Raw genomic sequence first — 25,772 nt, 5'->3', positions numbered from 1 at the left:
GTTGATGCAAAAGCTACGCAGAGGAGGGATCAAATGGATCAGAGGATTTGTGCAAAAGAATAGGTCGGTGCTTTTAAATTGTTGAAATAAAATGACAAACGTTTTTGTGAGAAGGGCGTGATCGACGTGGGGTAAGCCCTTGGCACGCACTCTGCGGCGAACCAAGAGCGATTTTTTTGCTCAGTTGCTGCGGGTGGCGGCATGGGCGACGTCCAAAATGTGGTGGCCCATCGGCGCGATCAAATCGGCTTTTTGAGGCCCGCCCGGGGCACGGTAGATTTCTTTGTCGCGTTTGATGGTGACCTGCACTTTGATCTCGGCGAGGGTTTCCGGATCCACCGCTGTGGGGTCGTCGGACAGGATCACAAAATCCGCCACTTTGCCCACCTCGATGCTGCCTTTCATGTCTTCTTCAAAGTGCTGATAAGCAGGCCAGAGCGTCATCGCCTTGAGGGCGGTTATCACATCGACGCGGTGGTGGGGACCTAGAATGTCCCCCGAGCGGGTGCGGCGCGTCACTGTGGCCGAGAGCACCCGCATGCTGTCGGGGAAGGCGACAGGGGCGTCGTGATGGGTGCCAAACATCATGCCGCGTTCGCGGACCCAGCCGGTGGGGGAGATGTTGTCTGCGTTGATTGGGCCAACCGTGTGGTCGCGGTGCCAGTCGCCCCAGTAAAACGTGTGCATCGGGAAGAGTGACGGAAAGACGTTGAGGTCGCGCATCTCCGCCACCTGATCCTCGCGCAGGAATTGACCGTGGATCAGCACTGGGCGGCGGTCCGCCAGTCCGTGTTTGGCCTCGGCGGCTTTAATGGCGGCGAGCAGCATGTCGGAGGCGCCTTCGCCATTGGAATGCGTCAGGATCTGGATGTTGTTTTCAAACGCCCACGCGATGGCGTCATTGATCTGATCTTCGCTGGCGGCAGCATAGCCCTTGTAGCCAGGCGGATAGGTGCCAACCGGATCATAGTAAGGCCGGTCACGCAGGGCAGTGAAACCTTGCGGGGAGCCGTCGATGGTGAGTTTCGCCCCGGCGATGCGCACGCCGTTTTCATAGGTGTCGGATTGGTTGGCGAGGATGTAATCGCGGTCCACCAACACATCGGGATAGATGGCGAGGTCGACGGGGAGCTCTCCTGCAGCGGCCACCGCTCTTGCAATTTCGGCCACTTGCGGTGTGGCGCGGCCTTCTTGTGCGGTGGTGTAGCCGAAGCTGGCCCAAAGTTGCGTTCCGGCGCGGGCGAAGGCCTTGAAGCCGTCCTCACCAATGCCACCCATGAGCTTGCCCAATACAAGGAAGAAGGCGTTTTCTTCTAACACGCCGTTGGGTGCACCGTCCTCGGCATAGCGGATCACGCCACCGGGTGGGATTGGGGTCTCGCGGGTGATGTCGGCTGCGGCCAGCGCGGCGGAATTGGCGGCGCCGAAGTGGCCGGACTGATGCACGATGATGATCGGCACGTCTTTGGACACAGCGTCGAGGTCGTCTTTGGTCGGGTGGCGTAGCTCGGCCAGTTGCGATTGGTCATAGCCAAAGCCAACAATCAGGTTGGAGGCCTCGATGGCGGCTTGGTTGTCTGCAATCCAGGCGCGTAGGGTGTCTTGCAGGGAGGCGATGTCCTGCACCTCGCCATCCGGCGGGGCAAGCAGGTTGGCAGAGAGCGCTTGCAGGCCGCCCATAACTGCGTGGCCATGGCTGTCGACAAAGCCGGGCAACATGGCGCGGCCGTCCAGATCAAATACCTCGGTGGTATCGCCTTGATGGGCGAGCATGTCCGCCTGTGTCCCCACGGCGATAATGCGGCCGTCCTTGACGGCGACGGCCTCAGCACGGGGGGCGGCGTCGTTGACGGTGAGGATCGGGCCGCCGGAGTAGATGGTGTCGGCGATCTCCTGTGCCAGAAGGGGCGCGGAGAGGACGGTGGTCAGGGCAAGTCCGCCAAGGGTGGCTGTCAAACGAGTCATCACAAAATCCTTTTGGGGTATGGGATAACTTTGGGTGCAAGCGGTGGTTGCTGTCAAATGGCGGTGTTTTGATTGCCGACCATAAGAAAAGGCCCGCCGAATTGGCGGGCCTTCGTAGATGATCTTTGAGGGATCAGCTTAGTTTGGGATCTCGGCGGTGATGCCTTCGAGGTAGAAGTTCATGCCGGCCAGACCGTCGTCACCGTAGTCCTGCGCGGTTTCACCTTCTGCCAGCCATGGGGTGCCGTCCTGCTTGTTCAGCGGGCCGGTGAAGGCGTGGTAGGAGCCGTCTGCCAGGCTCTCAACCAGAGCCAGCGCTTCGGCTTTTACGTCTGCTGGAACCGCGTCGGAGATTTCACCGATGCCAACCATGCCAGCGCCGATGCCGTCCCAAGTGGATACGGACTCCCAGGAACCGTCCATCACAGCCTGAGTACGTGCGATGTAGTAAGGCGCCCAGTCATCGATGATGGAGGACACGCGTGGAAACGGGGCGTACTCGCCCATGTCAGACGCCTGACCAAAGGTCACTACGTTGCCAGCAGCCTGCGCGGCTGCCTGTGGCGCGGTGGAGTCGGTGTGCTGCAGGATCACATCGGCGCCTTGCTCGATCAGAGCTTTGGCAGCGTCGGCTTCTTTGGCAGGATCAAACCAGGTGTAGGCCCAGATGATGGAGAACTCGACGTCCGGGTTCACTTTCTTGGCGTGGATGTAGGCGGAGTTGATGCCGCGGATCACTTCTGGGATCGGGAAGGAGGCGATGTAACCAATTTTGTTGGTTTTGGTCATCTTGCCCGCGATGTGGCCCTGAACCGCGCGGCCTTCGTAGAAGCGCGCGGAGTAAACGGACACGTTGTCGGCCTGTTTGTAGCCGGTGGCGTGCTCAAACTTCACTTTTGGGAATTTCTTGGCAACGTTGATGGTTGGGTCCATGTAGCCAAAAGAGGTGGTGAAGATCAGGTCCGCGCCCTGAAGCGCCATCTGGGTGATCACACGCTCGGCGTCGGCACCTTCTGGTACGCTTTCAACAAAGGTGGTTTCGACCTTGTCGCCAAAGTGCTCTTCTACGGCCAGACGGCCCTTGTTGTGCTCATAAGTCCAGCCGCCGTCGCCCACTGGGCCAACATAGACGAAGCCTACTTTGGTTTTGTCGTCGGCCATGGCGGAGGTCGCCAGACCCAGCGCGACAGCTGCGCTTGTCAAAAGTTTGGTCAATTTCATTTCGGGTAGTCCCCCTGTTGGTGGCAGTTTTTTGTTTAGGTGCCTCATTGCGAGGCGTGGAATGTGCGGCCAAGAGATGCGGGTGCGCCGCTTTTGTCAGCCGACATGATGACCAGAACGAGGATGGTTATCAGATACGGTGACATTGCCAAGTATTCCACCGGAATGGCAATACCCGCTGCCTGCAGATTGAGCTGCAAAACGTTAATCCCGCCAAAAAGATAGGCACCCAGCAAGACGCGCCACGGCTTCCAGGAGGCGAAGACCACAAGGGCCAAAGCGATCCAGCCGACACCGGCGGTCATGCCTTCGGTCCACTGTGGCACGCGGATGAGTGAAATATAGGCACCGCCCAGACCGGCACAGGCGCCGCCAAACATGATGGCGAGGATGCGCACGCGGATGACGTTGTAGCCAAGCGCATGGGCGGCGTCGTGGCTTTCCCCAACCGCGCGCAGGATCAGACCGCCGCGGGATTTCTTGAGGAACCAGTAGACCGCCGCAGTGAGCGCGAGGCCGATGTAGAGCACGGGGTCGTGGCTGAACAGGATCGGGCCAAGCACCGGAATATCGGAGAGCACCGGTATGTCGAGCTTTGCCATGGCCGGGGGTTTGATGCCCACATATGACTGCCCCATGAGCGCCGACAGGCCGAGGCCAAAGAGCGTGAGTGCCAGACCGGAGGCCACCTGATTGGCCAGCGCAAACTGGGTCAGGAAGGCAAACAGCAGCGAGAGCACCGCGCCGGCGATCATGGCCGCGACCAGGCCAACCATTGGGGAGGTGGTTTCCACTGCGATGGCAAAGCCGGAGATGGCGCCAATGATCATCATGCCCTCTACACCGAGGTTCAGAACGCCCGCGCGTTCGACAACCAGCTCACCGATGGCGGCGAGAAGGAGCGGGGTGGCTGCGACCATCAAAGAAGCGATCAGCAGGACGGGATTGATTGCGGAAAGGTCCATTATGCGGCTCCCTTTTTCTTTAGCACCACGCGGTAGTTGGTCAGCAGGTCCAGAGCCAGCAGGAAGAACAGGAGCATGCCCTGAAAGACCTGAATAGCTGCTGACGGCAGGCCAAGGTTGCCCTGGGCCAGATCGCCGCCCACGTAGGTCAGCGCCATCAGCAGGGCTGCGAGCAGGATGCCAACTGGGTGCAGGCGGCCGAGGAAGGCGACGATGATGGCGGTGAAGCCATAGCCTGATGCGAAGTCGATGTTGATTTGACCAGAGGGGCCGGTGACTTCAAACAGGCCTGCCAGACCTGCCAATGCGCCAGAGGTGCCGAGGCAGAACAGGATCAGGCGGGTGGGGTTCACCCCTGCGAACCGCGCCGCGCGCGGGGCTTCGCCGGTGAGGCGGATGTTGAAGCCCAGAATGTGGCGGTTGAGTAGGATGTAAGAGAAGATCACTGCGATGAAGGCAAAAGCCATGCCCCAGTGCAGGCCAGCGGCTTCGTTGATCCAGCTGTTGGCCGCCGGGTAGTCGGAGAAGTTGCGCGAGCCGGGGAAGCCCATGCCTTCGGGGTTGCGCAACAGGCCCAGCGACATGGATGCCAGCAGTTGGTCGGCCACGTAGACCAGCATCAACGACACAAGGATTTCATTGGTGCCAAAGCGGACTTTGAGAAGGGCGGGGATCATGCCCCAGGCCCAGCCGCCAAGTGCGCCGGCGACAATCATCAGCGGGAAGATCAGGCGGGTTTCGGTGGGGTAGAAGGCAAGGCCCACTGCGGCACCACAGATCGCTCCCATGATGTATTGGCCTTCGGCGCCGATGTTCCAGATACCGGCTTTAAAGCCCAGTGAAAGGCCAATGGCGATCAGCACCAGCGGCGCGGCTTTCACCAACAATTGCGGGCGGTAGTAGAAGGCAAACTCGCCCAGCACCGGATCCCAGAAGATGGTGCGGATGGCCTCAAACGGGTTTTTGCCCAGCACAGAAAACAGCAGGCCGCCCATAAACATGGTGATGGCGACCGCGATCAGCGGTGTGGCGAGCGACAGCGCGCGCGACGGGGTGGGGCGTTTTTCCAGCGCGATCATGCGCTTGCTCCTTCTTGTTCTTCATCGCCCACATGGGCAACTTCCATGCCATGGGCACCGCCCATCATCAGGCCAATTTCATCAATCGAGAGACCGGCGGCAGGGCGGATGTCAGACATGCGGCCTTCGTTCAGCGCGCCAAAGCGGTCGGAGATTTCCATAAGTTCATCAAGGTCTTGGGAGATCACCACAATTGCGGCGCCGCCTGCGGCCAAGTCCAGCAGGGCCTGCCGGATCGAGGCTGCTGCGGCGGCATCTACGCCCCATGTTGGTTGGTTCACCACCAACACTTCCGGGCGTTGCAGCACTTCGCGGCCGATCACAAATTTCTGCAGGTTGCCCCCAGAAAGCGCACGAGCCGCCACGTGGTTGCCCGGCGTGCGCACGTCAAACTCTTTGATGATGGTGTCGGCAAAGTCCGTGGTCTTGGACCAGTTCACAAAGCCGTTGCTGGTCAGGCCTTCGCGGATGGCACCAGTGAGCAGGGCGTTTTCGGTCAGGCTCAGGTCGGGTGCAGCGGCATGGCCGAGGCGCTCTTCTGGTGCGGCCAGAATGCCCAAATCGCGGCGCGCGTTGGGGCCGAGGTTGGCCACGTCTTTGCCTTTGACTTTGATCGAGTCCGGCCAGGTGAGCGACTCGCCGGAGAGCGCGGCCAAAAGCTCGTCCTGACCGTTGCCCGCCACGCCGCCGATGCCGAGGATCTCGCCTGCGCGCACGGTGAAGTGTATGTTCTTGAGCGTGGTGCCAAACGGGTTGGTTGGCTCCAATGTCAGGCCGGAGACATCCAGCACAACTTCGCCCGCTTTCTCGGTGGTGCGGGTGGGGGTTTGCAGCGTGTCGCCCACCATCATTTCCGCCATGTCGCGGGCAGAGGTCTCGGCGGGGACACATTCGCCGACGTTTTTGCCAAGGCGCAGAATGGTGGCGTGGTCACAAAGCGCGCGGATTTCTTCGAGCTTGTGGGAAATATAGAGGATCGAGGTGCCCTCGGCCTTCAGCTTGTTCAGGGTCTGGAACAGGATCTCGACTTCCTGCGGGGTCAGCACCGAGGTCGGCTCGTCCATGATCAGCAGTTTCGGGTCTTGCAGCAGGCAGCGGATGATTTCCACGCGCTGGCGTTCCCCAGCAGAGAGGTCGCCTACGGTGCGGTTGGGGTCCAGTGGCAGGCCGTAGGTTTCGGACACGCGGCGGATGCGGCGGGCGAGGTCGCGCATGGCCGGCGGGTTCTCCATGCCAAGCGCCACGTTCTCTGCCACCGAGAGTGCATCAAACAGCGAGAAGTGTTGAAACACCATTGCCACGCCAGAGGCGCGGGCGGCCTTGGGTTCGGCGGGCGCAAAGGGCTGGCCGTTCCAGGTCATGGTGCCGCTGTCGGGCTTCACCAGACCGTAGATCATTTTCACCAGCGTGGATTTTCCGGCGCCGTTTTCGCCAAGCAGGGCGTGCACCTCGTTGGTACCGATGTCAAACGAGACATCATCGTTGGCCACCACGCCGGGGTAGGTCTTGGTCAACCCCTTGATGGAGAGTAGTGGTGTGCTCATATCTGTCCCTCTGGCTGGGCGAGTTGCGTTCCGACAGGAGGCAAAACCGCTGAATTTCTAGCGCATTCACCCTAGAAACTGGCCTGCCGTGTCTGCAAGATAAACTTCAGCGGCGGCTTTGCCTCAGAGGTGCAACGGCCTGCGCAGCGTCCGTTCACTGCCTTCCATATCCTTGGTTTTTAAGGGTTAGGCCAGAGCATTTTCAAAGATTTGTAGAAAGAGTTGCAGGGCTGAGCGCCAAGCCTTTGCCTAAGATTTGCGCAAAAACTTGGGTGTTTTGAAGTGTGGCAGTGCAAGCAAAAGGGGATTCTCAGAGTCGATTTTCCTTGGTTTTGCGCAGATTTTCGGTAGCGTTGGACGCATAGGACCTCAACTTGAATATTTGATCTGCGGTGCCTGGCTATTTGGGCGTGCATTAATTCCCACTAGGAGGTGTCACATGGTTTCAACGGTTACTTCGATCAATCAGACAACGTCGAGGCGTGCGTTGGTTTGTGCGGCGGCATTGGGTGCGGCGACGCTCCTGCTCGCGACACAGGGTAAGGCGCAGGTTGTGCCCTCTGAAGAGGCGGCGGAGAGCGGCTTTGCCGATGCGCCGTTTTCGCCTTATGCCAACCGGTCGTTCCCAACCTTCCCGCTATGGGGCGAGACCCATTTGCACACCGGGCTGTCGCTCGATGCGGGGGCGTTTGGCAATATTTTGGGGCCGGATGACGCCTGGCGATTTGCCAAAGGCGAGCAGGTGGTGTCCTCCACCGGACAACCGGTGAAGCTGAGCCGACCGCTGGATTGGATGGTGCTGACAGATCACACCGACCTGATGGGCTTTGCGCCAGATTTGCAGGCGGGCAAGCCGGGGATTTTGGCCGACCCAAAAGGGCGCGAATGGTATGAGGGCTATAAAAAAGGTGGGGCAGAGGCCGGGAAAACGGCGTTTGATCTGATCACCAACTTCTCACAGATGACGCTGCCGGAGTTGATTGTGGAGAGTTACAGCCCAGGCGCGGATCCCTTTGCCTTTACCTGGGAAAAGATTGTGAATGCGGCGGAGGAACACAATGATCCGGGGCGGTTCACCGCCTTTATCGGCTTTGAATGGACCTCTGTGCCCAAGGGCTTCAACCTGCACCGCAATGTGATGCTGCGTGATGGTCCGATGCGGGCGCTACAAGTCGTGCCGCCGGTGACGCAGCCGCCCTATGGCGACACCGATCCCTATCACCTGTGGAATTGGCTGGAAGAGTATCAGGAGAAAACTGGCGGGCGGGCCGTGGCCTTTGCCCACAACGGCAACCTGTCCAATGGCTGGATGTTCCCCACAGAAGACACCTACCATGGGGGCAAGGTGGATGAGGAATATGTGCAGTTGCGCGCCAAGTGGGAGCCGCATTACGAGATCACCCAGATCAAGGGCGACGGCGAGGCACACCCGTTCTTGAGCCCGGATGACGAGTTTGCCGATTATGAGAACTGGGATACGGGCAACCTCGACCTCACGGAGTTAAAAACGGAAGAGATGCTGGCCGGGGAATATGCCCGGGAGGCGTTGAAACTGGGCTTGGCGCTGGAGAAGAAATTCGGCGTGAACCCGTATAAGTTTGGCATAGGTGGTGCCACGGACAGCCACACGGGTTTAACAACGGCAGAGGAGGAGAACTTCTTCTCCAAGTCGGTAAGCGTGGAGCCTTCGCCCACACGGATTGAACATCCGTTTATCGCCAGCGATCTGGGTCGCATTGAGGGGCATCAGATGGTCGCGTCGGGCTACACCGCGGTTTGGGCGACGGAGAACACCCGCTCTGCGATCTTTGATGCCTTCAAGCGTAAAGAGACCTACGCGACCACCGGGCCACGGATTGGCTTGCGGTTCTTTGGTGGCTGGGACTTTGGCGAGGCTGACGGTCGTTCGCGCAACCCGGCGGTGTTGGGTTATGCCAAAGGTGTGCCGATGGGAGCCGATTTGCCGCAGCAAGAGGGCGACGGCGCGCCGAGCTTCCTGCTCGCGGCACTGCGCGATCCGATTGGCGCCAATCTTGACCGGATGCAGGTGATCAAAGGCTGGATGGATGCCGAAGGGAAACTGCACGAAAAGGTCTATGACGTGGCCTGGTCGGACGGGCGCGAGATGGATGCCAATGGCAAAGTGCCTGCGGTGGGCAACACCGTGGATATCGAGACCGCAAGTTGGTCCAACACCATTGGCGCGTCTGAGCTGACCTCGGTGTGGACCGATCCGGATTTTGATGCCACGGAGCCTGCGTTCTATTAAGTCCGGGTGTTGGAAATCCCGACCCCGCGTTGGGTGGTTTATGACAAGCTGCGCTATGACATTGAACTGCCAGCGGAGGCGCAGCTGATCCATCAGGAACGGGCCTATTCCTCACCGATCTGGTACACACCGCCGAAGGGGTGATTGGCACGCATCTACAACACTAGGGGCGCCCTAAGCGGGCGCCTTTTTTATTTTTGCGCATCTGAAATTTTAAGGCATTGAAAAATTTTACTTAAAAGATCTTTACCTGAAGTGAGCTTGAGGCCTTAGGCTGCCAGTGTTCAAACGATTGGAGAGCGCGACATGGACCTGAATCAAGTCTTGGTGGAGGTAAGCAACTTTGACGACAGCGTTGAGTTTTATCAAACGCTTGGGTTACGGCTCATTGTCTCGGCTCGGGGAGAATACGCGCGTTTTGAGATGCCATCTGGCTCAACGACTTTTTCCCTGTACCTGAAAGATGCGCCGATTTTGGGAAACACAGTGCTGTACTTCGAGGTGGATGACGTTGATCGCAGCTACGCTGAGTTGCTGGAGAAAGGCGTGAAATTTGACTGTCCGCCGACGGATCAGATCTATCGTTGGCGCACGGCGCGGTTCCGCGATCCAAGTGGCAATCAGCTGTGTTTGTTTCACGCTGGACTGGATCGCCGGTTTCCGCCGTGGCGGCTGGAGCAGGACCCAGCTGCCTGAGTTAGGGGATCAGCGCTTTGGCGTCTTCGCTGAGCGCGCGGGCGGCTTGGGCCAGCACCACTGTGTCAATGCCGACCGCCACAAAGGTCGCGCCGAGGTCGAGGTAGGTTTTTGCGGCCTCCATTGAAAAGGTCAGGATTCCGGGGGCTTTACCTGCTGCGGCGATGCGGGTGATGGCGTCTTTGATGACGGCCTGCACTTCGGTCGCTTCGGGTTGGCCCGGGAAGCCCATGTCGGCGGAGAGGTCGGCGGGGCCAATGAACACGCCTTCCACGCCGTCTACCGCGAGAATGTCGTCGAGGTTTGCAATGGCCGCACGGGTTTCTGCCTGCACCAGCACGCAGATTTCCGCGTTGGCGGTGGTACCGTAGTCTTGAATGTTGCCAAATTGGGTGACGCGCGCACCGTAGCCGCCCATGCCGCGTACGCCGTCAGGCGCATAGCGGCAAGCGCGTACAATCGCCTCGGCGTGCGCACCCGTGTCGACCATCGGTACCAGAACGGTTTGCGCGCCGGCATCCAGCACTTGTTTGAGCACCCAGTCTTCGCCAATAGGCACGCGCACCACTGCGTGGCTGCTGGTTGGCTCCAGTGCGCGCAGTTGATCGGTGATGGAGCGCAGATCATTGGGGCCGTGTTCGCCATCCACCACAAGCCAGTCAAATCCCGTGGTGCTCATCAGCTCGGCCGCGACGGTCTCGCCAAAACACATCCAACAACCGATCTGCGGCTGTTTGTTGGCAAGGGCGGCTTTGAAAGGGTTGTGTGGCGCTGGCATGGTGGGCTCCGGTCAGAACTTTGCGTGTTAAGCAAATTGACGGCATTCCGGCGCAACTGTCCAGCGCTAGGTTACTGCCCCAAAAACGAGAAAGGCCGACCCGAAGGTCGACCTCTCCGATAGCGAACTTGTGACTGTGGGGCTCAGCCCAGCAGCTTTGCCTCGTGGCGCTTCAGCGACAGGCGGGCGGCGGTGTAACCGGCCAGACCTTCACGTTGCTGCAGCTCCGGGAACAGGGCGTAGATTTCGTCGCGCTGCTCTTTGCCGATGCCGTTCATGGAGTATTCACCCGGCTGGAAGCTTTCGCTCCATGCGCCGTCTGCGAGGACCACTTCATGGTTGTCACAGAGGAAGTGGATGTAGTCTACGCCAACCACGTCGATCTGCTCCACGCCATCAAGGTGGGTCAGGTGCTTGGCTGCGACCAGAACTTCGCGCTCTTCAAAGAGCAGCTCGGCTTGCTCAGACACCAGCAGCATGCGGTGGGATGGTGAGACCATCATATCGCGCTCTGGCTGGTTTGGCCCCAATGCACCCTGTTTGATCAGGATCGGACGCAGTTCAGGACGCACCATCAGGTCACGGCCAGACACATGCTTGCGGCCTGCCCAACGGATGGTCTGCAAACCATTGTCGCGTGTCACAACTTGATCGCCTTCCCGCAGATTCTCTACCGCCACTTCGCCCATTGGGGTTAGGATCCGGGTGTTCGGTGTAAAGCAGGGAATGATTTCAATATTCTCGAAACTCATCCGACCTATAACTACAGCTTCATCACCTGAGCTATCCAAAAACTCGACAGTGCCATCCCTGCCATTTCCATCGCTGTCGGCCACTAAGTCTGTTAGGCGCCAGTCTACCCCTTGTTCCCCGAATAGCGAAAGTTCATCCTGATCGACGCCACCGTCTCCGCCGAAGATTTCGTCTCCGATGCCCTCCGATGCCCGATCTACGAAGAACTCGTCCTCATCATCGCCGCCAAACAACACATCTGTACCCAGGCCACCAGTGATTTCGTCAGCACCTTCGCCACCGATGATAGTGTCGTTTCCTTCCTCACCGTAGATAGTGTCGCTTCCAGCGCCGCCATCGATTGAGTCGTCTCCGGGTTCTAATGCAAGAGCATCATCAAAATCATCTGGTCGCTCTGCCAAATCTCCCGTGATGAGATCAATTGTTTCCTCACCGAAGATTTCGTCATTTCCGGCTCCGCCAATGATTGTATCGCCGCCTATACCGCCGCCAATCAGGTCGTCGTCGTCACCGCCGTCGATTAGATCGTCGCCTGAATCACCGTTAAGCGTATCATTGCCACCTCCACCAATAATCGTATCAGGTGTTTGCCCAACCGATGCCAGTCCTACAATGCCGGGCGTACCACCGGTAATTGCATCATTCCCCTCACCGCCATCTAGAGTGTCCTCGCCCGCACCCCCGATAATGAGATCGTCTCCAGCTTCGCCAAGAACGTTGTCATTGCCAGCACCCGAGTCAACGGTATCGTCGCCTGCGCCTGCTTCAAAAGCGTCATCCCCCGCATCACCAATTAAGCTATCGTTGCCCTCTTCGGCAATGACGAGGTTGTCGCCAAGGCCTGCATCCACATAGTTGTTACCTGCGCCCGTGGTGATTTCGTCATCACCCAGGCCGCCAATGATGCTGTCGTTTCCGTCTCCACCGCTGATGGTGTCGCCACCCAAGCCGCCATCAATTGTGTCGTCACCCTCGCCTCCTGCGATGATGTCGTTACCGAGGTTGCCGCTGAAGGAGTCGTTACCGACTCCGCCGTACATGAGATCGGACTGGATTCCCCCTACAAAAGTGTCGTCGCCTTCCCCGCCGAACATGCGCGAAACACCGGCAGTGTTGGTCATGAGGTCGTTGCCAGCGCCCCCGATGAGGTCATCGCGGCCAAAACCACCCTCAAGGACATCATCACCTTCGCCACCAAAGATAACATCGTCGCCAACCCCACCAATAACGGTGTCGTCGCCACCGCCGGCAAGAATGGCGTCATCTTGGCTGTTGGTGAAGGGGCCACCGGGCGACTCTACGAAGCTGTTAGGTGTTTCGGAGAACAGGTCTGTTCTCGTGATGTTGTCAAACCCATCGAAGTTGTCGACCAAGTCACCTTCGGGGTCACCGATGTAGGAACCGTCGATCAATTCGCCGGAGGCAGTGCCTTCAACGACGCCGTCGCCTGACAGTTCGCGAATGACAACGGTTTCAATTTCCGAGAATACCAGAGTTTCGCCAGTCCGGTTGCCTCCACCGTCGAGATAGAAGATCGTGCCAGCTTCGGACGCAGGATCCCCGCCGACGTACTCGATTTCAGCAGGGCCGTTGATGATTAACGTATCTTCGTCAACGCCGCCTTCACCCCCGATGATTTCGTCCCCGGCCGCACCGTAGAAGGTGTCACGGTCATCACCACCCAGCATTGTATCGCCGCCAGCAGAAACCAAACGGTCGTCACCGGCGCCGCCTTCGGCGTAGTCACTGCCGCCGCCTGCGAAGATGGTGTCATCCCCGTTGCCTGCAAATAGGCGGTCATCGCCCGCACCGCCGACCAGAATGTCATTGCCTTCACCACCAGATACAGTGTCATCGCCGTCATTGCCGAGCAGTGTGTCGTTGCCAGCGTCACCGGACACTTCGTCGTTTCCGGTAAAGGCGTCGATGTAGTCGTCACCTTCATTGCCAGAAGCGGTATCGTCGCCGCTGCCTGTTGCAATGAAGTCGTCACCATCGTCGCCACCAGCGAGGTCATTTCCATCGCCACCGAAAATGGTGTCGTTGCCGTCGCCGCCACGCAGGTAGTCGTCATCTTCCCGACCGTCGAGGTAGTCGTCACCATCTTGGCCAAAAAGGGTGTCTGAGCCAAAGCTACTGTCGACAATGTCGTCGCCGTCACCGGCAAAAACGAGGTCGTCATCCAGGGCGGCAATGACTGTATCGTCGCCTTCGCCAGCGATAATAATGTCGTCGTTACCTTCTTGGCCTGGCAGGATGGCGTCGTCGTTGTCGACAAAATCGCCATTCGGGTCGCCGTCGTAGTTGATGTCGATCACATCGCCGTCCGAGGTGCCCTGTACGATGCCGTCTGGCGCAACTTGTTCATCAAATAGGATGTTTTCGATCTCGGTGAAGGCAATTGCTTCGCCGGTTTCCCGAATAACGACAACACCTTCTTCGCTTTCGGGATCGGTGTAGACGATTGAAACTGGACCCATACCCCGAAGATCGAGCGTGTCATCATCATTGCCGCCTTCGCCACCATAAACGAAATCAAGGTGGGTCGCTCCTTGGATGGTGTCGGCATCGTCGCCACTCATCAGAGTATCCATGCCTTCTCCGCCGGTAAGGAGATCGTCGCCCTCCTGTCCATAGATTAGGTCGTCACCCTCTCCACCGGTGAGCACGTCATCACCGTCCTCTTCGATGACGCTCGGGCCACCTTCAAAGAAGATGTCGGACACTGTCACGTCCGCAGGCTCTTCGCCGAGGTTGACCAAACGAATTTCCATTTCGGCAACTGGTCCGGGAACTGTAACCAAAACCGAGTTCGCGGCGGTGGTGGAATCACCCGGAGTGCTGCCGTCGGAGATGGCCGCTTCGTTGCCCGGAACACCGTCAATATCCACCAAGTGCAGGTTTGTCAGGTCTTCTGCTGTGAAGGTGACTTCGACAGGATTGCCTTGGGCGTCCCAAGCCAGCACCTTAACCACAGAGTTTTCATCGATGTCGTTGATGCGGAACTGAACGTTTTCAACCGCTTCGGAGAACGCGAGCGTTTGAGAGGTTGCCGCATTCTGTCCTGTGCCAGTGGCGATACGCGCGGCGCTGTTGGCATCGCCGGTTTCGTCGCCGGTGTTGATGCCGTCCAGAACCTGCGTCTCGTCTTCAAAGGTGTTGGACCCACCCGAGCCGGCAGAAGAGGTAAGGGTTACGGAAACGGAACCGGTGTTCTGCACGAAGGACGATGCTAGGTCATCACCGTCTGCCGGGCTGCCAACTCCGCTCCAATTGAAGCTTTGGATACCACCAGGTGTCGGAGTCGGTGTGGAGCCTGGCTCGTAGCCACCATAGATGGTGTCATTGCCGTCCATCCCATCGATGGTATCGCTTCCGCCTTCTCCGGCAAGAACGTCATCACCTGGTTCATCGGTGCCGTCTTGCGTGCCAACTTCGTCACCGTAGACTTCATCATTGCCTGCACCCGCGTGGACCGTGTCGTCGCCGTTGCCCGCAAAAATGGTGTCGTCTCCGGCACCAGCGACGATTGCATCGTCGCCGTCTTGGGCACTGATGACGTTGCCGTTATTGTCGATTGTATCGCCTTCTGTGTCGACGAATCCTACGGACATATCGTCGTCAGTTTGTGTGCCGTCTACAATTCCCGGACCGTTTGGATCAGCCATGGTACCCTCTTTTCCACCGCGTAAGCCGCGCGGATCGCCAGAGGGCAGTCCACACCTAACAGAAAAGGTGCCTCTGCGCCATTTGGCGTGAGTTGCGCGGCATCGCTAGATGCCCTCTACGTATCGTTTGGCTGCCCCAAGCCAGAACTCGTCCCCCAGTTGGACTTACTCCAAATATGATGCAATCGAGGCAAGGAAGAAACAAAAACCTGCACAATTTGACGAAAAGCGGTGCGATTGCGGCAGGATTAAGCGTTAAGTTTTGGTTAATGTTTGTAGGGGTATTATTTGGATTGTTTCCTGTTTGAGGCCTAAATTGGGCGGGTAGTACGGCAAAGCAGTGCCGGGCGACGCCATACTTGCGCCCTTATTGCCTAGGGTTTCCCTTGCGTCATGGTTTTGAGGTTCTGTCGTTTCCAGATGTGAACCAATTGATCGGGTTCGGGAGGCCCATGTGCTGTGATCTGCGCGACACAGATCGAAGGCGCTGATTGTTTTCGTTTCATGGACAAGTTTCGAATTTTTTCGGGATTGATCCCGACTCTAGAACGACGCCTGTCGAATCGCCATCTGCCTCAGGGGCAAATTGTCGCTTTCGGAAGGTGGGGAGCGTGACTTTGATAAGGCGATTCCTTGCCTTATGAATGCGCGGGGCAAATCAGAGAGCAGGGAGGTGTCAATGCGCGAGCGGTTAGAGTGCGCAATTGTTTGCTCTAGTCAGACAAAATCGGAGCAGCCACCGTCTGTGAAAGCGTATACCAAATTTAGCGGGAGATCCGGTGGTGCTGCTGGGGAGGATTGAACTCCCGACCTCACCCTTACCAAGGGTGCGCTCTACCACTGAGCTACAGCAGCGTTACCGTGGCGCGGTGTTTAGGACCAAACTTCAACATGTGCAAGCGCAATCTGGACCCTTTTTTGCACCTCATGTAAAGAAACTGCATGGAACACAAATCGACCCCTGTAAATAAAGCCAAAAAAACTGCCAGCAGCCGTGAAGATCGGCTCAAGGCGGCGTTAAAAGCCAATATGGGGCGCCGGAAAGCGCAGGCCAAAGCGCGTGCGCAGAGTGAGACAACCGACTCAACTGAGGCAGTGAAGAGTAAAGGGCAGGATTAAATGGATTCGATTATTGTACGCGGCAACGGGTCGCTTAAGGGTCAGATCCCGATTGCGGGTGCCAAAAACGCCTGTCTGACGCTGATGCCGGCCACGCTGTTGAGCGAAGAGCCGCTGACGCTGACCAATGCACCACGGCTGAGCGATATCAAAACCATGAGCCAGTTGCTGGGCTCGCTGGGGGCTGAAGTGACCAGCCTGCAGGACGGCAAGGTGCTTGCGATGTCGAGCCATGACATCAACAACCACATTGCCGACTATGACATTGTGCGGAAGATGCGCGCCTCCAATCTGGTGCTGGGGCCGATGCTGGCGCGGTTGGGCCATGCGGTTGTGTCGCTGCCGGGCGGCTGCGCGATTGGCGCGCGTCCTATGGATTTGCACATCTTTGGTCTGGAGAAGCTGGGCGCAGAGATTGAGCTGAAAGACGGCTATCTACACGCCAAGGCGCCTAACGGTCTGAAGGGAGCCGTGATCGAACTGGCCTTTGCCTCTGTGGGCGCCACCGAGAACATCCTGATGGCGGCGACGCTGGCCAAAGGCACCACAGTGATCAAGAACGCCGCGCGGGAGCCGGAGATTGTGGACCTGGCCACCTGCCTGCGCTCGATGGGCGCGCAGATTGATGGGCACGGCACCTCAGAAATCACAGTACAGGGCGTGGACCGTTTGCATGGTGCGACCCACCCTGTTGTCACCGACCGGATTGAGCTGGGCACCTTTATGCTGGCGCCGGCGTTCTGTGGTGGGGAAGTCGAACTGCTCGGCGGGCGGCTGGATTTGGTTGAGAGCTTTGTGGCCAAGCTTCACGAGGCGGGCATTGATGTGGAAGAGACCGAAAAGGGTCTGAAAGTGGCTCGTAAGAATGGCCGGGTGAAAGCGGTGGATGTGACCACCGAGCCGTTCCCGGGCTTCCCAACCGATCTGCAAGCGCAGTTCATGGCGATGATGTGCACCGCCGAAGGTACATCGGTGCTGGAAGAGAAGATTTTTGAGAACCGCTTTATGCACGCGCCGGAACTTATTCGTATGGGCGCGAATATCGAGGTGCACGGCGGTACCGCAACGGTGCATGGTGTGGAGAAGCTCAAAGGCGCGCGTGTGATGGCGACCGATTTACGGGCCTCTGTGTCGTTGATTTTGGCTGGATTGGCGGCGGAAGGCGAGACTATTGTGAGCCGCGTCTATCACCTGGATCGCGGCTATGAGCGGATTGAAGAGAAGCTGGGCGGTGTGGGGGCCCATATTGAAAGGGTACAGGAGCAGTGACGCAGCAGGATGCACGGTTTGAAGATGGCGGTGATCACCCGCTAAATCTCGGCGCGTTGGATGCGGAGGATTTGCAGGTGGTGTCGACGCTAGCGCAGGATGCGATTTTTCCGGCGTCCGAGATGCAGTGGTTACCCAAAGAACGCCGTTTTGCCGTACTGCTGAATCGCTTCCGCTGGGAAGACAAAACCGCTGCGGAGCGCCGCAAGCGCTCGGTGGAACGGGTGCAAAGCCTTCTGGTGGTCGATAATGTGGTGTCGGTGGCCTCCCAAGGCGTGGAGCGCGGCGACGCGGACACCATTCTGTCGGTGTTGTCCGTGTCCTTTGAAGCGGGCGAAGATGCCGACGGCGCGGTGATCCTGACCTTGGCAGGCGATGGCGCGATCCGCTTGACGGTGGAAGCGCTGGAAGTGACGTTGAAAGACGTGACTCGGCCTTACAAAGCGCCCTCCAGAACGGCTCCAAGCCATCCGGAATGATCAGAGTTTTGACCGCTGATGATTTACAAGCCTACCGCGGCTTATGGTTGCACGGCTTAAGCGCGGATCCGTCGGCGTTTTTGCTGACCGCTGCGGAAGCCGTGGCCATACCGGACAGCGCCTTGGTGGCAAAGCTGTCGGCAGGTGAGGTGATTGGCGCCTTTGAGGGCGAAACGCTTGTGGGCCTTGTCGCGCTTCGGCGGGGTGGCCCAGAGCGTCTACGCCACATGGCGGATCTTGGTCCGTTGTATGTGCATCCCTCTGCGCGGCGGCGTGGATTGGCGCGGGCTTTGCTGGACGCGGCCGTGGAGGCGGCGCTGCAAATGGGTGTGTTGCAGTTGGAGCTTTGCGTGGACAACCAGAATTTGGGCGCGCAGGCGCTGTATCAGGCTTGTGGCTTTCAGCAAATCGGCCTGCGTCCGCGCTCTGTGATTGTTGACGGGCAGCCGCGCGACGATGTTCTGATGCTGAGACAGCTTGACGCTTGAGCCTCCTAGGGGCGCGGTCTAAGAAGGCGTGACCTTTACGGAGAGACCAAATGCCCGTTTTTCTTGATGCGCAAGCTGCTGATTTTGAAGCCGCCTTCACCGCCCTCCTGGGGGCGAAGCGTGAAGACAGCCCGGATGTGGACGCCGTTGTGGCCGACATCATTGCAGACGTGCGCCATCGCGGGGACGCGGCGGTTATTGAGCTGACGGCAAAGTTTGACCGTCTGGAACTGACGCCGGAGACGCTGCGGTTCTCGGAAGAAGAGATCGACAGCTATTGTGCGCAGGTGACGGACGCAGACCGCGCGGCGCTGGAATTGGCGGCGGAGCGGGTGAAGGCCTATCACGCGCGGCAGATGCCAAAGGATGAAAGCTGGACCGATGAGAGTGGGGCCACGCTGGGCTGGCGCTGGACGCCGGTGTCGGCGGCGGGGCTCTATGTGCCCGGTGGATTGGCGAGCTACCCGTCGTCGGTGTTGATGAACGCGATCCCGGCCAAAGTGGCGGGCGTGGGGCGTTTGGCGATTGTGGTGCCGACGCCGAATGGGGTGGCGAACCCGCTGGTGCTGTTGGCTGCACGGCTGTCGGGGGTGGACGAGGTCTATCGCATTGGCGGGGCGCAGGCGGTGGCGGCGCTGGCCTATGGCACTGACACAATTGCGCCGGTGGATAAGATCACCGGTCCGGGCAACGCTTTTGTGGCGGCGGCCAAACGCCGGGTGTTTGGCAAAGTGGGCATCGACATGATTGCCGGGCCAAGCGAGATTTTGGTGATTGCAGACAAAGACAACAATCCGGATTGGATTGCGCTCGACCTGCTGAGTCAGGCGGAGCATGACGAAAGCGCGCAATCGATTTTGATCACGGATGATGCAGCCTTCGGGCAAGCAGTTGCAGATGCGGTCGACAAACGTCTGGAAACGCTGGATCGGCGCGAGATTGCTGGCGCCAGCTGGCGGGACTTTGGCGCGGTGATCACTGTGGCAGATCTGGATCAGGCGGCGGAACTGTCCAACCGGATAGCGCCGGAGCACCTGGAGCTGTGTGTGGCGGACCCGGACGCGCTGTCTGAAAAGATCACCCATGCGGGTGCAATTTTCCTTGGTCAATATACGCCGGAAGCCATTGGTGACTATGTGGGTGGGCCGAACCACGTTCTGCCGACCGCCCGCTCGGCACGGTTCAGCTCTGGCCTGTCGGTGATGGATTTCATCAAGCGCACTACCCTGTCGAAGATGACGCCGGAAGCCTTGAAAGCAATTGGCCCGGCAGCGGAGACTTTGGCGATTTCCGAAAGCCTAGAAGCGCACGGTTTGAGCGTGCGCGCGCGTCTGGATGCGTTGAACAAGTAAGGGGCTTAGCCCCGTCACAGCAGGCTGTGACTCCCCAGGATATTTGGGGAATGAGAATGTGCCACAGGCTCTAGTAGTGGCTGGTGTAGCCGCCATCTACGGCCCAGATCTGTCCGGTCACATAGCTTGCGGCGGGGCTGGCGAGGAAGAGGATGGCGGGGGCGAGCTCTTCGGGGTTGCCCCAGCGTTTTAGTGCGGTGGCGTTTTGCAGTTTCTCGGCAAGTTGGGGATCTTGTGCTGCGGCGGCATTGGGCGCGGTTTTGAAAAAACCCGGCGCCACAGCGTTCACGTTGATGCCATCGGTGCCAAGTTCGGCCGCCAAAGCTTTGGTCATGCCGTTGATACCGGCCTTGGCCGAGGTGTAGGCCGCGTCACCCGATTGCGCGATCAGACCGGCGATGGAGGAGACGTTCACAATCCGCCCGTAGCCCTTTTGGCGCATCTGCTCGGATGCGCGTTGGGAGAGGCGAAAGGGCGAGATCAGGTCGACGTTCAGTAAGGATTGCAGGTCGTCCCGTGTAAATTCCGGTAGCGTGCGGCGGTCTCGTTGGCCGACGTTGTTGACCAGAATAGAGAGCCCGCCAGCCTCGGCGAGCGTTTCAAAGGCCTGTTGGGCGGCGGTGTCATCGGCAACATCAAACGGCAGGGCGGTGGCTTTGTTGCCTGTTGCGCGTAGGCCATCCGCCACGGCTTCGCAGCGATCTGCTTTGCGCCCGTTGATCCAGACATGGGCGCCGGCCTGCGCAAACAGTTCCGCCGCGGCTTTGCCCAGCCCGTCGGTGCTGCCGGTGATCAAGGCGTTCTGGCCGGTGAGGTCAAAGGCGGGCAGGGGCTGTGACATCGCAAGTCCTTTCAAGTGGGCTCAAGTTGGATTGCGCAGCAGCGACGCGCTGTCAATGGCTGCGACAGAGGCAACCAATGGACAAAGCGGGGGGCGGTGCGCTACTCATGCTGCATCGCAAAAACGCACGAGCCTACCATGTCCCGGATCAGCCACATCCAAATCGATGACCGCAATCTGCCACCTCCCACGCCGGAGATTGATCAGGAGCGCAAGGTGGCGATTTTTGATCTGTTGGAAGAGAACAGTTTTTCTCTGCCCAAACGCGATGACCGCATGGTGCCGGACGGGCCGTTCTCTGTGGATCTGTCGATCCGTGAAAAGCGTCTGGTGTTTGATGTGACCACCGAAGGTGGGGAAAAGGCGGCCGAGTTCCATCTCAGCCTGTCGCCGTTCCGTCAGGTGGTGAAAGACTATTGGGCGATTTGTGAAAGCTATTTTGATGCGGTGAAGAACCTGCCGCCCAGCCAGATCGAGACCATCGATATGGCGCGCCGTGGGATTCACAACGAAGGGGCGCGTGTGTTGCAGGAACGTCTGGAAGGCAAGGCGGAGATCGACACCGATACAGCCCGCCGCCTGTTCACTTTGATCTGCGTTCTGCATTTCGGGGGCTGACGCGGGTGTCGGACGCGGATCAGAAGCAACCTTTGCCGCAATCGGTGTTGTTCTGTTGTGACCAGAACGCGGTGCGTTCGCCGATGGCGGAAGGCATCATGAAGAAGTTCTATGGTCAGGACGTCTATGTGCAATCCGCGGGCATCCGAAGTGATCTGGAGATTGATGGATTTGCCATTGCGGTCTGTTCCGAGATTGGCGTGGAGCTGAACCGGCACCGCACCCGCAGTTTTGAAGAGATGGAAAAGCGTGGCGAGGAGTTGTCGAGCTTTGACATGGTGGTGGCGCTGACCCCGGCGAGCCGCAGCAAAGCTGAAGACCTCACCCGGTTTGACCATCTTGAGCTGGAGTTCTGGCCGGTCTCGGACCCCAGCGGGGCGCAGGCCGGGGACGGGCGCGAGGCCAAGCTGGCGGCCTATCGCACTGCGCGTGACGAGATTGTGGCCTTTCTGCGAGAGCGGTGGGGCTAGTCCGTTTTCTGCGCAATTTTTCAGGCTGATAACCTTTTGTTTGCCATGTTTTGAGAGTCTTGCGTGGATTTCAGCAAGGGACTCACTATGCGGCAGAAGCTGTCAGGCGTTTCAACAAACAAAGCCTCCGATCTTGGGGTGATTCAATCGCTTTATGACAAAGGCGAATTTCGCAAGGTGATGTTCCGTGCGCAAAAGGCGCTCAAGGTGCAGCCAGATCATGTTGGATTGCATGCACTGGCTGGTTTTTCGGCGCAGCAGTTGGGGGATGCCCTCGCCGCAGAGAGCTTCCTTACAAAAGCTGCGCAATTGGCGCAGCATGAAGAGGCTGCCATTGAGTTGCCGTTGGGACTCACAAAGGTGGGACGTCCCGCATTGGCGGTTCCGCTGTTTGTTGCCTTTCTCAAAAAGGCGCCGACACATGCGGCTGCGCTGAACGGATTGGGGCGCGCATTGTTGGCTATGGGCGAGGTCGAGAATGCGATCGCGCTCTTGGGGGATGCGCTCAAACATGGTGCGGATCAGCCGGCCTATGCCATGGATCTCGGGGAGGCCTTTGAGGAGTCGGGGCAGCAGATTCTGGCGTTAGAATGTTACTCGATTGCTTGTAAGTTGGCGCCTGACGACGTCGGCCCGGTGTTGCAGGCAGCCAGACTTATGTACGCCTTGGGGCAGCTTGAGACCGGTTTGGAACTATTGGAACACGGTCTGTCGCTTTGGCCTGAAAATGCGGCCCTGTTGAGCAACCATGCATCGGTGCTGAATGCGCTTGGTCGCAAAGCGGACGCGTTGGCGCAATGGCGGCAAGTGATGGATATCGCACCCGGCTACAGCATTGCCTACTGTAACTTTGCCAACAGCCAGAAACCCTCACAAATCACTGATTTTGAAGACCGTATTGCGGCGCAGTTGAAGCGCAATCCTGCGCCGACGGATGCGCTCAAGTTTGGCTTTGCCAAAGTCGCCGTTCACGAAGAACGCAAGGAGTATGCCGAGGCCTATCGCAATCTGCTGGCGGCCAACGCGCTTCGGTTTAAAGAATCCCGTTTCAACATCGACACCGAAGCCCGGTTGATTGAGGGGCTGAAGCAGCAATTTGCCAACCAACCGGTTCTTGATGTGGATGAGCCAGAGGGCGATCCAACACCAGTATTTATCGTGGGTATGCCGCGGGCGGGGTCCTCCCTGACCGAGACTATTATTGGCCGTCATTCTCAGGTCGTTCAAAAGGGCGAGCTGGATTATCTGGCGCAGGTGGTGAAGCAGATGAATCTGCTGGGTTCTCCGCTTGAGGCCGCACAGGCGACTCAGTTGCGACAGGCCTATTTGGCGCGTTTGACGCAAACCGGCAGCGGGGCGTTCATCACCGATAAGATGCCGCAGAATTTCCGTCTGATTGGGCATATCGCGACAGCAATGCCCAAGGCGCGAATCGTGCATGTGCATCGCAATCCAAAGGCCTGTTGTTGGTCTAACTTCCGACATTTCTATGCCAGCGATAGTCTGGGCTTCACCAATGATGTCGAAAGCCTGATCCGGTATTTTGAACTCTATCAGGACCTGATGGCGTTCTGGCATGAGCGGTTTCCCAACCGTATCATTGATGTCGACTACGAGGCGCTCGTTGGGGACCCGGACACGCAAATTCTCAACCTGATCCAGGCGCTTGGTCTGGAGTGGCAAGAGGCCTGTCTGGCGCCGCAGGACAGCGCAAATGTGGTGCGCACCGCGTCGCAGGAACAAGTGCGCAAGAAGATTTACAAGGGCAGTGCCGATGGTTGGCGCAAGTATGAAGCCCAGGCAGGGGGCTGGCTCAGCCGCCTGCCGGATCACCAGTGAACTGGTGGCTAATGGGAGGAAATGTCGAGGTATCTTCGGATAAATCGGCTTCTTTTGGTTTTGACCCTTGAAAAAAAGGGAAAAAGCCCTCATTTAGGCGCACGTCTGCAAAATGCTGCAGGTGCTAATCAAAGGAGAGACCATGGCGAAGGAAGAACTGCTCGAATTTCCCGGTGTCGTGAAGGAACTCCTGCCGAATGCGACGTTTCGGGTCGAGCTGGAAAACGGCCATGAGATCATCGCACATACGGCAGGCAAGATGCGCAAAAACCGCATCCGTGTTCTGGCTGGCGACAAGGTTCAAGTCGAGATGACCCCTTACGATCTGACCAAAGGTCGGATCAACTACCGCTTCAAGTAAGCGTTTGACACTAAGCCAATGTGCGGCCCCGAAACGGGCCGCCTTTTCGCATTTAAGAGGTCCGGGATGCGGTTGATACTTGGCTCGGGCAGTCCGCGCCGCAAAGAATTGTTGGCTCAGATCGGGGTGGTTGCAGATGCCATTTGTCCCCCTGATATCAATGAAGACCCCAATAATAACGAACTGCCGCGCCCCTATTGTGTGCGGATTGCGCGTGAGAAAGCGTTGGCAGTTGAGGCGACCTCTGAAGATGTCGTGCTCTGCGCCGATACCACTGTGGCGCTGGGCCGTCGCATCATGGGCAAGCCGCAGGACGCAGCCGAGGCGGCGGAGTTTCTGATGGCGCTGTCTGGCCGACGTCACCGGGTGATCACCGCCGTGGCGGTGCGCAAAGGTGACCAGCTGTTTGAGCGCGACGTGGTCAGCGCGGTGAAAATGAAGCGGCTGTCCAATGAAGAGCTCAACGCCTATCTCGCCACCATGGATTGGCAGGGCAAGGCGGGCGGTTATGCGATTCAGGGCCCCGCCGGGGCCTTCATCCCGTGGATTTCCGGCTCATTTACCGGCATTGTTGGCCTGCCCGTGGCCGAAACCGCTGGCCTGCTGCAAGCGGCCGGCTACCCGCTTTATAAGGAGCGCACATGAAGGGACGTCAGATCATTTTGGACCGCATCGAGGGACGCGAAGCTGCGGCCTTGATGGTGGATGGTCAGCTCGATGACCTTTTGATTGACAGCCAAGACGCTCCGCGCCCGGGCACGATCTATCGCGCGGTGGCGGACCGGCCTGTGAAAGGGCAGGGCGGCATGTTCTTGAAAACCCCGGACGGCATGGCATTTTTGCGTCAGGTCAAAGGCATGGCGCCAGGCGATGTTCTTTTGGTGCAGGTGACTGGGCTGGCGGAGCCGGGAAAGGCGATTCCGGTGACCCATAAGGTCTTGTTCAAAAGCCGCTATGCGATTGTCACGCCCGGCGCCCCTGGTGTGAATGTCAGCCGCTCAATCCGCGATGATGATCGGCGCGATGCTTTGTTGGGCGTCGCGCACGAAGTGGCCGAAGCGCCGGAGGCGGGTATTATTCTCCGTTCCGCTTGTGCCGAGGCCGAGGATGCCGACGTGGCCGAAGACATCGCCGCGATGCTCGATCTAGCAGAACAGGTGATGGCGGACGTCGACGGCCCAGCCGAGAAGCTGATAGATGGGGATGGTCCGCATGTGGCGGCGTGGCGCGACTGGTCCGAGCCTGCCGAAGTGGTGACCGAAGCCGGCAGCTTTGACACCCACGGCGTGCTCGACGCGCTGGAAGAGGCGCAGGGTGCGCGCGTGCCTTTGGGCGGCGGTGCTGACATGTATGTCGAACCGACCCGCGCGCTGGTGGCGGTGGATGTGAACACCGGCAAAGACACTTCACCGGCAGCCGGCACCAAAGCCAATTTTGCGGTGGCCAAAGCGCTGCCACGAGCGCTGCGCGTGCGCGGGCTTGGCGGGCAGATTGTGCTCGACCTGGCGCCGATGCCCAAGAAGGACCGCCGCGGCTTTGAGAGCGCGCTGCGCGCAGCGTTTAAGCGCGACACCATTGACACCACATTGGTGGGCTGGACCCCGCTGGGGCACTATGAATTGCAGCGCAAAAACGCCCGCGCGGCCCTGTCAGAGGTGCTAAAATGAGTTGTCCGATCTGTAAAAAAGACACGGTGCAAAGCTATCGCCCGTTCTGCTCCAAACGCTGCGCCGACATCGATCTGGGCAAGTGGTTTGGCGGCGATTATGCGGTGCCTTCGCAGGATCCTGAGGAGGCGATTGAGGCGCTGGAAGAGATGGAAAAACAAACTTCGCGTTTGCACTGACTTTTTGTCTTTTTCCTCTGGACAGCCCCGATTGGCTGACATAGAAGGCCTGCACCCAAGGCGAGACGCCTTCCCGTGCCCGGGTAGCTCAGGGGTAGAGCAGTGGATTGAAAATCCTCGTGTCGGTGGTTCGATTCCGCCCCCGGGCACCA

The 25,772-nt window shown here is 58.8% G+C and carries 21 protein-coding genes, 2 tRNA genes and 1 pseudogene; 15 read left to right on the top strand and 9 right to left on the bottom strand.

Features of this window, described 5'->3' with window-relative positions; translation table 11 throughout:
* Nucleotides 1-180 precede the first annotated feature (180 nt).
* The 5 genes from MK208_RS12060 to MK208_RS12040 form a co-directional block, all read right to left on the bottom strand.
* On the bottom strand, nt 181-1,965 hold the full coding sequence (locus tag MK208_RS12060; RefSeq protein ID WP_294116817.1) for an amidohydrolase: 1,785 nt from the start codon (nt 1,963-1,965) through the stop codon (nt 181-183).
* 138 nt (nt 1,966-2,103) lie between these two features.
* Nucleotides 2,104-3,186 carry a BMP family ABC transporter substrate-binding protein gene (locus tag MK208_RS12055; RefSeq protein WP_294116815.1) on the bottom strand — a complete coding sequence of 361 codons (1,083 nt, stop codon included), beginning with the start codon at nt 3,184-3,186 and terminating at the stop codon, nt 2,104-2,106.
* A 44-nt stretch (nt 3,187-3,230) separates the two neighbouring features.
* On the bottom strand, nt 3,231-4,151 hold the full coding sequence (locus MK208_RS12050; RefSeq protein ID WP_294116813.1) for an ABC transporter permease: 921 nt from the start codon (nt 4,149-4,151) through the stop codon (nt 3,231-3,233).
* Entirely contained in the window at nt 4,151-5,230 is a 1,080-nt protein-coding gene (locus MK208_RS12045) for an ABC transporter permease (RefSeq protein ID WP_294116811.1), read from the bottom strand. The genes MK208_RS12050 and MK208_RS12045 overlap by 1 nt, the downstream gene beginning before the upstream one ends.
* Nucleotides 5,227-6,774 (bottom strand): ABC transporter ATP-binding protein, encoded by a 1,548-nt coding sequence (locus MK208_RS12040; RefSeq protein WP_294116809.1) that lies wholly within the window; start codon nt 6,772-6,774, stop codon nt 5,227-5,229. Before MK208_RS12040 ends, MK208_RS12045 begins: the two co-directional genes overlap by 4 nt.
* A 439-nt stretch (nt 6,775-7,213) precedes the next feature.
* Between MK208_RS12040 and MK208_RS12035 the strand changes: the two are divergent.
* Nucleotides 7,214-9,187, top strand: a pseudogene (locus MK208_RS12035) (DUF3604 domain-containing protein).
* A gap of 162 nt (nt 9,188-9,349) precedes the next feature.
* Nucleotides 9,350-9,739, top strand: a complete 390-nt coding sequence (locus tag MK208_RS12030) for a VOC family protein (RefSeq protein ID WP_294116807.1) — start codon at nt 9,350-9,352, stop codon at nt 9,737-9,739.
* 1 nt (nt 9,740) lies between these two features.
* Here MK208_RS12030 and MK208_RS12025 read toward each other — a convergent pair whose 3' ends face one another.
* The 3 genes from MK208_RS12025 to MK208_RS12015 all read right to left on the bottom strand — a co-directional run bounded on the left by MK208_RS12025 (nt 9,741) and on the right by MK208_RS12015 (nt 15,793).
* Nucleotides 9,741-10,517 carry an HpcH/HpaI aldolase/citrate lyase family protein gene (locus MK208_RS12025; protein WP_294116806.1) on the bottom strand — a complete coding sequence of 259 codons (777 nt, stop codon included), beginning with the start codon at nt 10,515-10,517 and terminating at the stop codon, nt 9,741-9,743.
* Between the two features lie 143 nt (nt 10,518-10,660).
* Complete coding sequence (locus MK208_RS12020; protein ID WP_294116804.1) at nt 10,661-14,938, bottom strand: Hint domain-containing protein; 4,278 nt, start codon at nt 14,936-14,938, stop codon at nt 10,661-10,663.
* A 780-nt stretch (nt 14,939-15,718) separates the two neighbouring features.
* Nucleotides 15,719-15,793: transfer RNA gene (locus tag MK208_RS12015), tRNA-Thr, on the bottom strand.
* An 87-nt stretch (nt 15,794-15,880) separates the two neighbouring features.
* On the opposite strand from MK208_RS12015, the gene MK208_RS12010 reads away from it, so the two are divergent.
* From MK208_RS12010 to hisD, 5 genes are read left to right on the top strand one after another with little or no spacing between them, the layout of a single operon-like run.
* Nucleotides 15,881-16,057 (top strand): hypothetical protein, encoded by a 177-nt coding sequence (locus MK208_RS12010; RefSeq protein ID WP_294116803.1) that lies wholly within the window; start codon nt 15,881-15,883, stop codon nt 16,055-16,057.
* Nucleotides 16,058-17,326, top strand: a complete 1,269-nt coding sequence (murA, locus tag MK208_RS12005; RefSeq protein ID WP_294116802.1) for a UDP-N-acetylglucosamine 1-carboxyvinyltransferase — start codon at nt 16,058-16,060, stop codon at nt 17,324-17,326.
* A complete protein-coding gene (locus MK208_RS12000) occupies nt 17,323-17,805 on the top strand; it encodes a DUF2948 family protein (protein WP_294116801.1) in 483 nt (160 codons plus the stop codon). Before murA ends, MK208_RS12000 begins: the two co-directional genes overlap by 4 nt.
* Nucleotides 17,802-18,293: a GNAT family N-acetyltransferase gene (locus tag MK208_RS11995; RefSeq protein ID WP_294116799.1), complete on the top strand. Its 492-nt coding sequence runs from the start codon at nt 17,802-17,804 to the stop codon at nt 18,291-18,293. The genes MK208_RS12000 and MK208_RS11995 overlap by 4 nt, the downstream gene beginning before the upstream one ends.
* Nucleotides 18,294-18,343: 50 nt before the next feature.
* Nucleotides 18,344-19,645, top strand: a complete 1,302-nt coding sequence (gene hisD, locus MK208_RS11990) for a histidinol dehydrogenase (RefSeq protein WP_294116798.1) — start codon at nt 18,344-18,346, stop codon at nt 19,643-19,645.
* 70 nt (nt 19,646-19,715) lie between these two features.
* Here the strand turns inward: hisD and MK208_RS11985 are convergent, their stop codons facing one another.
* Nucleotides 19,716-20,486, bottom strand: a complete 771-nt coding sequence (locus MK208_RS11985) for an SDR family oxidoreductase (RefSeq protein WP_294116797.1) — start codon at nt 20,484-20,486, stop codon at nt 19,716-19,718.
* A 138-nt stretch (nt 20,487-20,624) separates the two neighbouring features.
* Between MK208_RS11985 and MK208_RS11980 the strand changes: the two genes are divergently transcribed.
* The 8 genes from MK208_RS11980 (at nt 20,625) to MK208_RS11945 (ending at nt 25,772) form a co-directional block, all read left to right on the top strand.
* A complete protein-coding gene (locus MK208_RS11980; RefSeq protein ID WP_294116795.1) occupies nt 20,625-21,104 on the top strand; it encodes a UPF0262 family protein in 480 nt (159 codons plus the stop codon).
* Between the two features lie 5 nt (nt 21,105-21,109).
* Nucleotides 21,110-21,574 carry a low molecular weight phosphatase family protein gene (locus MK208_RS11975; RefSeq protein WP_294116794.1) on the top strand — a complete coding sequence of 155 codons (465 nt, stop codon included), beginning with the start codon at nt 21,110-21,112 and terminating at the stop codon, nt 21,572-21,574.
* Nucleotides 21,575-21,661: 87 nt separating this feature from the next.
* Nucleotides 21,662-23,413 (top strand): tetratricopeptide repeat-containing sulfotransferase family protein, encoded by a 1,752-nt coding sequence (locus MK208_RS11970; RefSeq protein ID WP_294116788.1) that lies wholly within the window; start codon nt 21,662-21,664, stop codon nt 23,411-23,413.
* A gap of 142 nt (nt 23,414-23,555) precedes the next feature.
* Entirely contained in the window at nt 23,556-23,774 is a 219-nt protein-coding gene (gene infA, locus MK208_RS11965; protein WP_007205486.1) for a translation initiation factor IF-1, read from the top strand.
* 66 nt (nt 23,775-23,840) lie between these two features.
* Complete coding sequence (locus MK208_RS11960) at nt 23,841-24,419, top strand: Maf family protein (protein ID WP_294116760.1); 579 nt, start codon at nt 23,841-23,843, stop codon at nt 24,417-24,419.
* Nucleotides 24,416-25,441, top strand: coding sequence for a ribonuclease E/G (locus MK208_RS11955; RefSeq protein WP_294116759.1), 1,026 nt, complete (start codon nt 24,416-24,418; stop codon nt 25,439-25,441). Before MK208_RS11960 ends, MK208_RS11955 begins: the two co-directional genes overlap by 4 nt.
* Nucleotides 25,438-25,620, top strand: coding sequence for a DNA gyrase inhibitor YacG (yacG, locus tag MK208_RS11950; RefSeq protein WP_294116758.1), 183 nt, complete (start codon nt 25,438-25,440; stop codon nt 25,618-25,620). Before MK208_RS11955 ends, yacG begins: the two co-directional genes overlap by 4 nt.
* A gap of 77 nt (nt 25,621-25,697) precedes the next feature.
* A tRNA-Phe gene (locus tag MK208_RS11945) sits at nt 25,698-25,772 on the top strand.

Origin of the sequence: Shimia sp. (genome assembly GCF_022448905.1) — a bacterium.
Taxonomy (GTDB): Bacteria; Pseudomonadota; Alphaproteobacteria; order Rhodobacterales; family Rhodobacteraceae; genus Shimia.
This window is presented reverse-complemented; position numbering and strand designations above follow the sequence as displayed.

Coding starts and splice junctions, on each gene's coding strand:
- MK208_RS12060 (WP_294116817.1), bottom strand. CDS start 1,965: ATGACTCGTTTGACAGCCACCCTTGGCGGACTTGCCCTGACCACCGTC.
- MK208_RS12055 (WP_294116815.1), bottom strand. CDS start 3,186: ATGAAATTGACCAAACTTTTGACAAGCGCAGCTGTCGCGCTGGGTCTG.
- MK208_RS12050 (WP_294116813.1), bottom strand. CDS start 4,151: ATGGACCTTTCCGCAATCAATCCCGTCCTGCTGATCGCTTCTTTGATG.
- MK208_RS12045 (WP_294116811.1), bottom strand. CDS start 5,230: ATGATCGCGCTGGAAAAACGCCCCACCCCGTCGCGCGCGCTGTCGCTC.
- MK208_RS12040 (WP_294116809.1), bottom strand. CDS start 6,774: ATGAGCACACCACTACTCTCCATCAAGGGGTTGACCAAGACCTACCCC.
- MK208_RS12030 (WP_294116807.1), top strand. CDS start 9,350: ATGGACCTGAATCAAGTCTTGGTGGAGGTAAGCAACTTTGACGACAGC.
- MK208_RS12025 (WP_294116806.1), bottom strand. CDS start 10,517: ATGCCAGCGCCACACAACCCTTTCAAAGCCGCCCTTGCCAACAAACAG.
- MK208_RS12020 (WP_294116804.1), bottom strand. CDS start 14,938: ATGGCTGATCCAAACGGTCCGGGAATTGTAGACGGCACACAAACTGAC.
- MK208_RS12010 (WP_294116803.1), top strand. CDS start 15,881: ATGGAACACAAATCGACCCCTGTAAATAAAGCCAAAAAAACTGCCAGC.
- murA (WP_294116802.1), top strand. CDS start 16,058: ATGGATTCGATTATTGTACGCGGCAACGGGTCGCTTAAGGGTCAGATC.
- MK208_RS11995 (WP_294116799.1), top strand. CDS start 17,802: ATGATCAGAGTTTTGACCGCTGATGATTTACAAGCCTACCGCGGCTTA.
- hisD (WP_294116798.1), top strand. CDS start 18,344: ATGCCCGTTTTTCTTGATGCGCAAGCTGCTGATTTTGAAGCCGCCTTC.
- MK208_RS11985 (WP_294116797.1), bottom strand. CDS start 20,486: ATGTCACAGCCCCTGCCCGCCTTTGACCTCACCGGCCAGAACGCCTTG.
- MK208_RS11980 (WP_294116795.1), top strand. CDS start 20,625: ATGTCCCGGATCAGCCACATCCAAATCGATGACCGCAATCTGCCACCT.
- MK208_RS11970 (WP_294116788.1), top strand. CDS start 21,662: ATGCGGCAGAAGCTGTCAGGCGTTTCAACAAACAAAGCCTCCGATCTT.
- infA (WP_007205486.1), top strand. CDS start 23,556: ATGGCGAAGGAAGAACTGCTCGAATTTCCCGGTGTCGTGAAGGAACTC.
- MK208_RS11960 (WP_294116760.1), top strand. CDS start 23,841: ATGCGGTTGATACTTGGCTCGGGCAGTCCGCGCCGCAAAGAATTGTTG.
- MK208_RS11955 (WP_294116759.1), top strand. CDS start 24,416: ATGAAGGGACGTCAGATCATTTTGGACCGCATCGAGGGACGCGAAGCT.
- yacG (WP_294116758.1), top strand. CDS start 25,438: ATGAGTTGTCCGATCTGTAAAAAAGACACGGTGCAAAGCTATCGCCCG.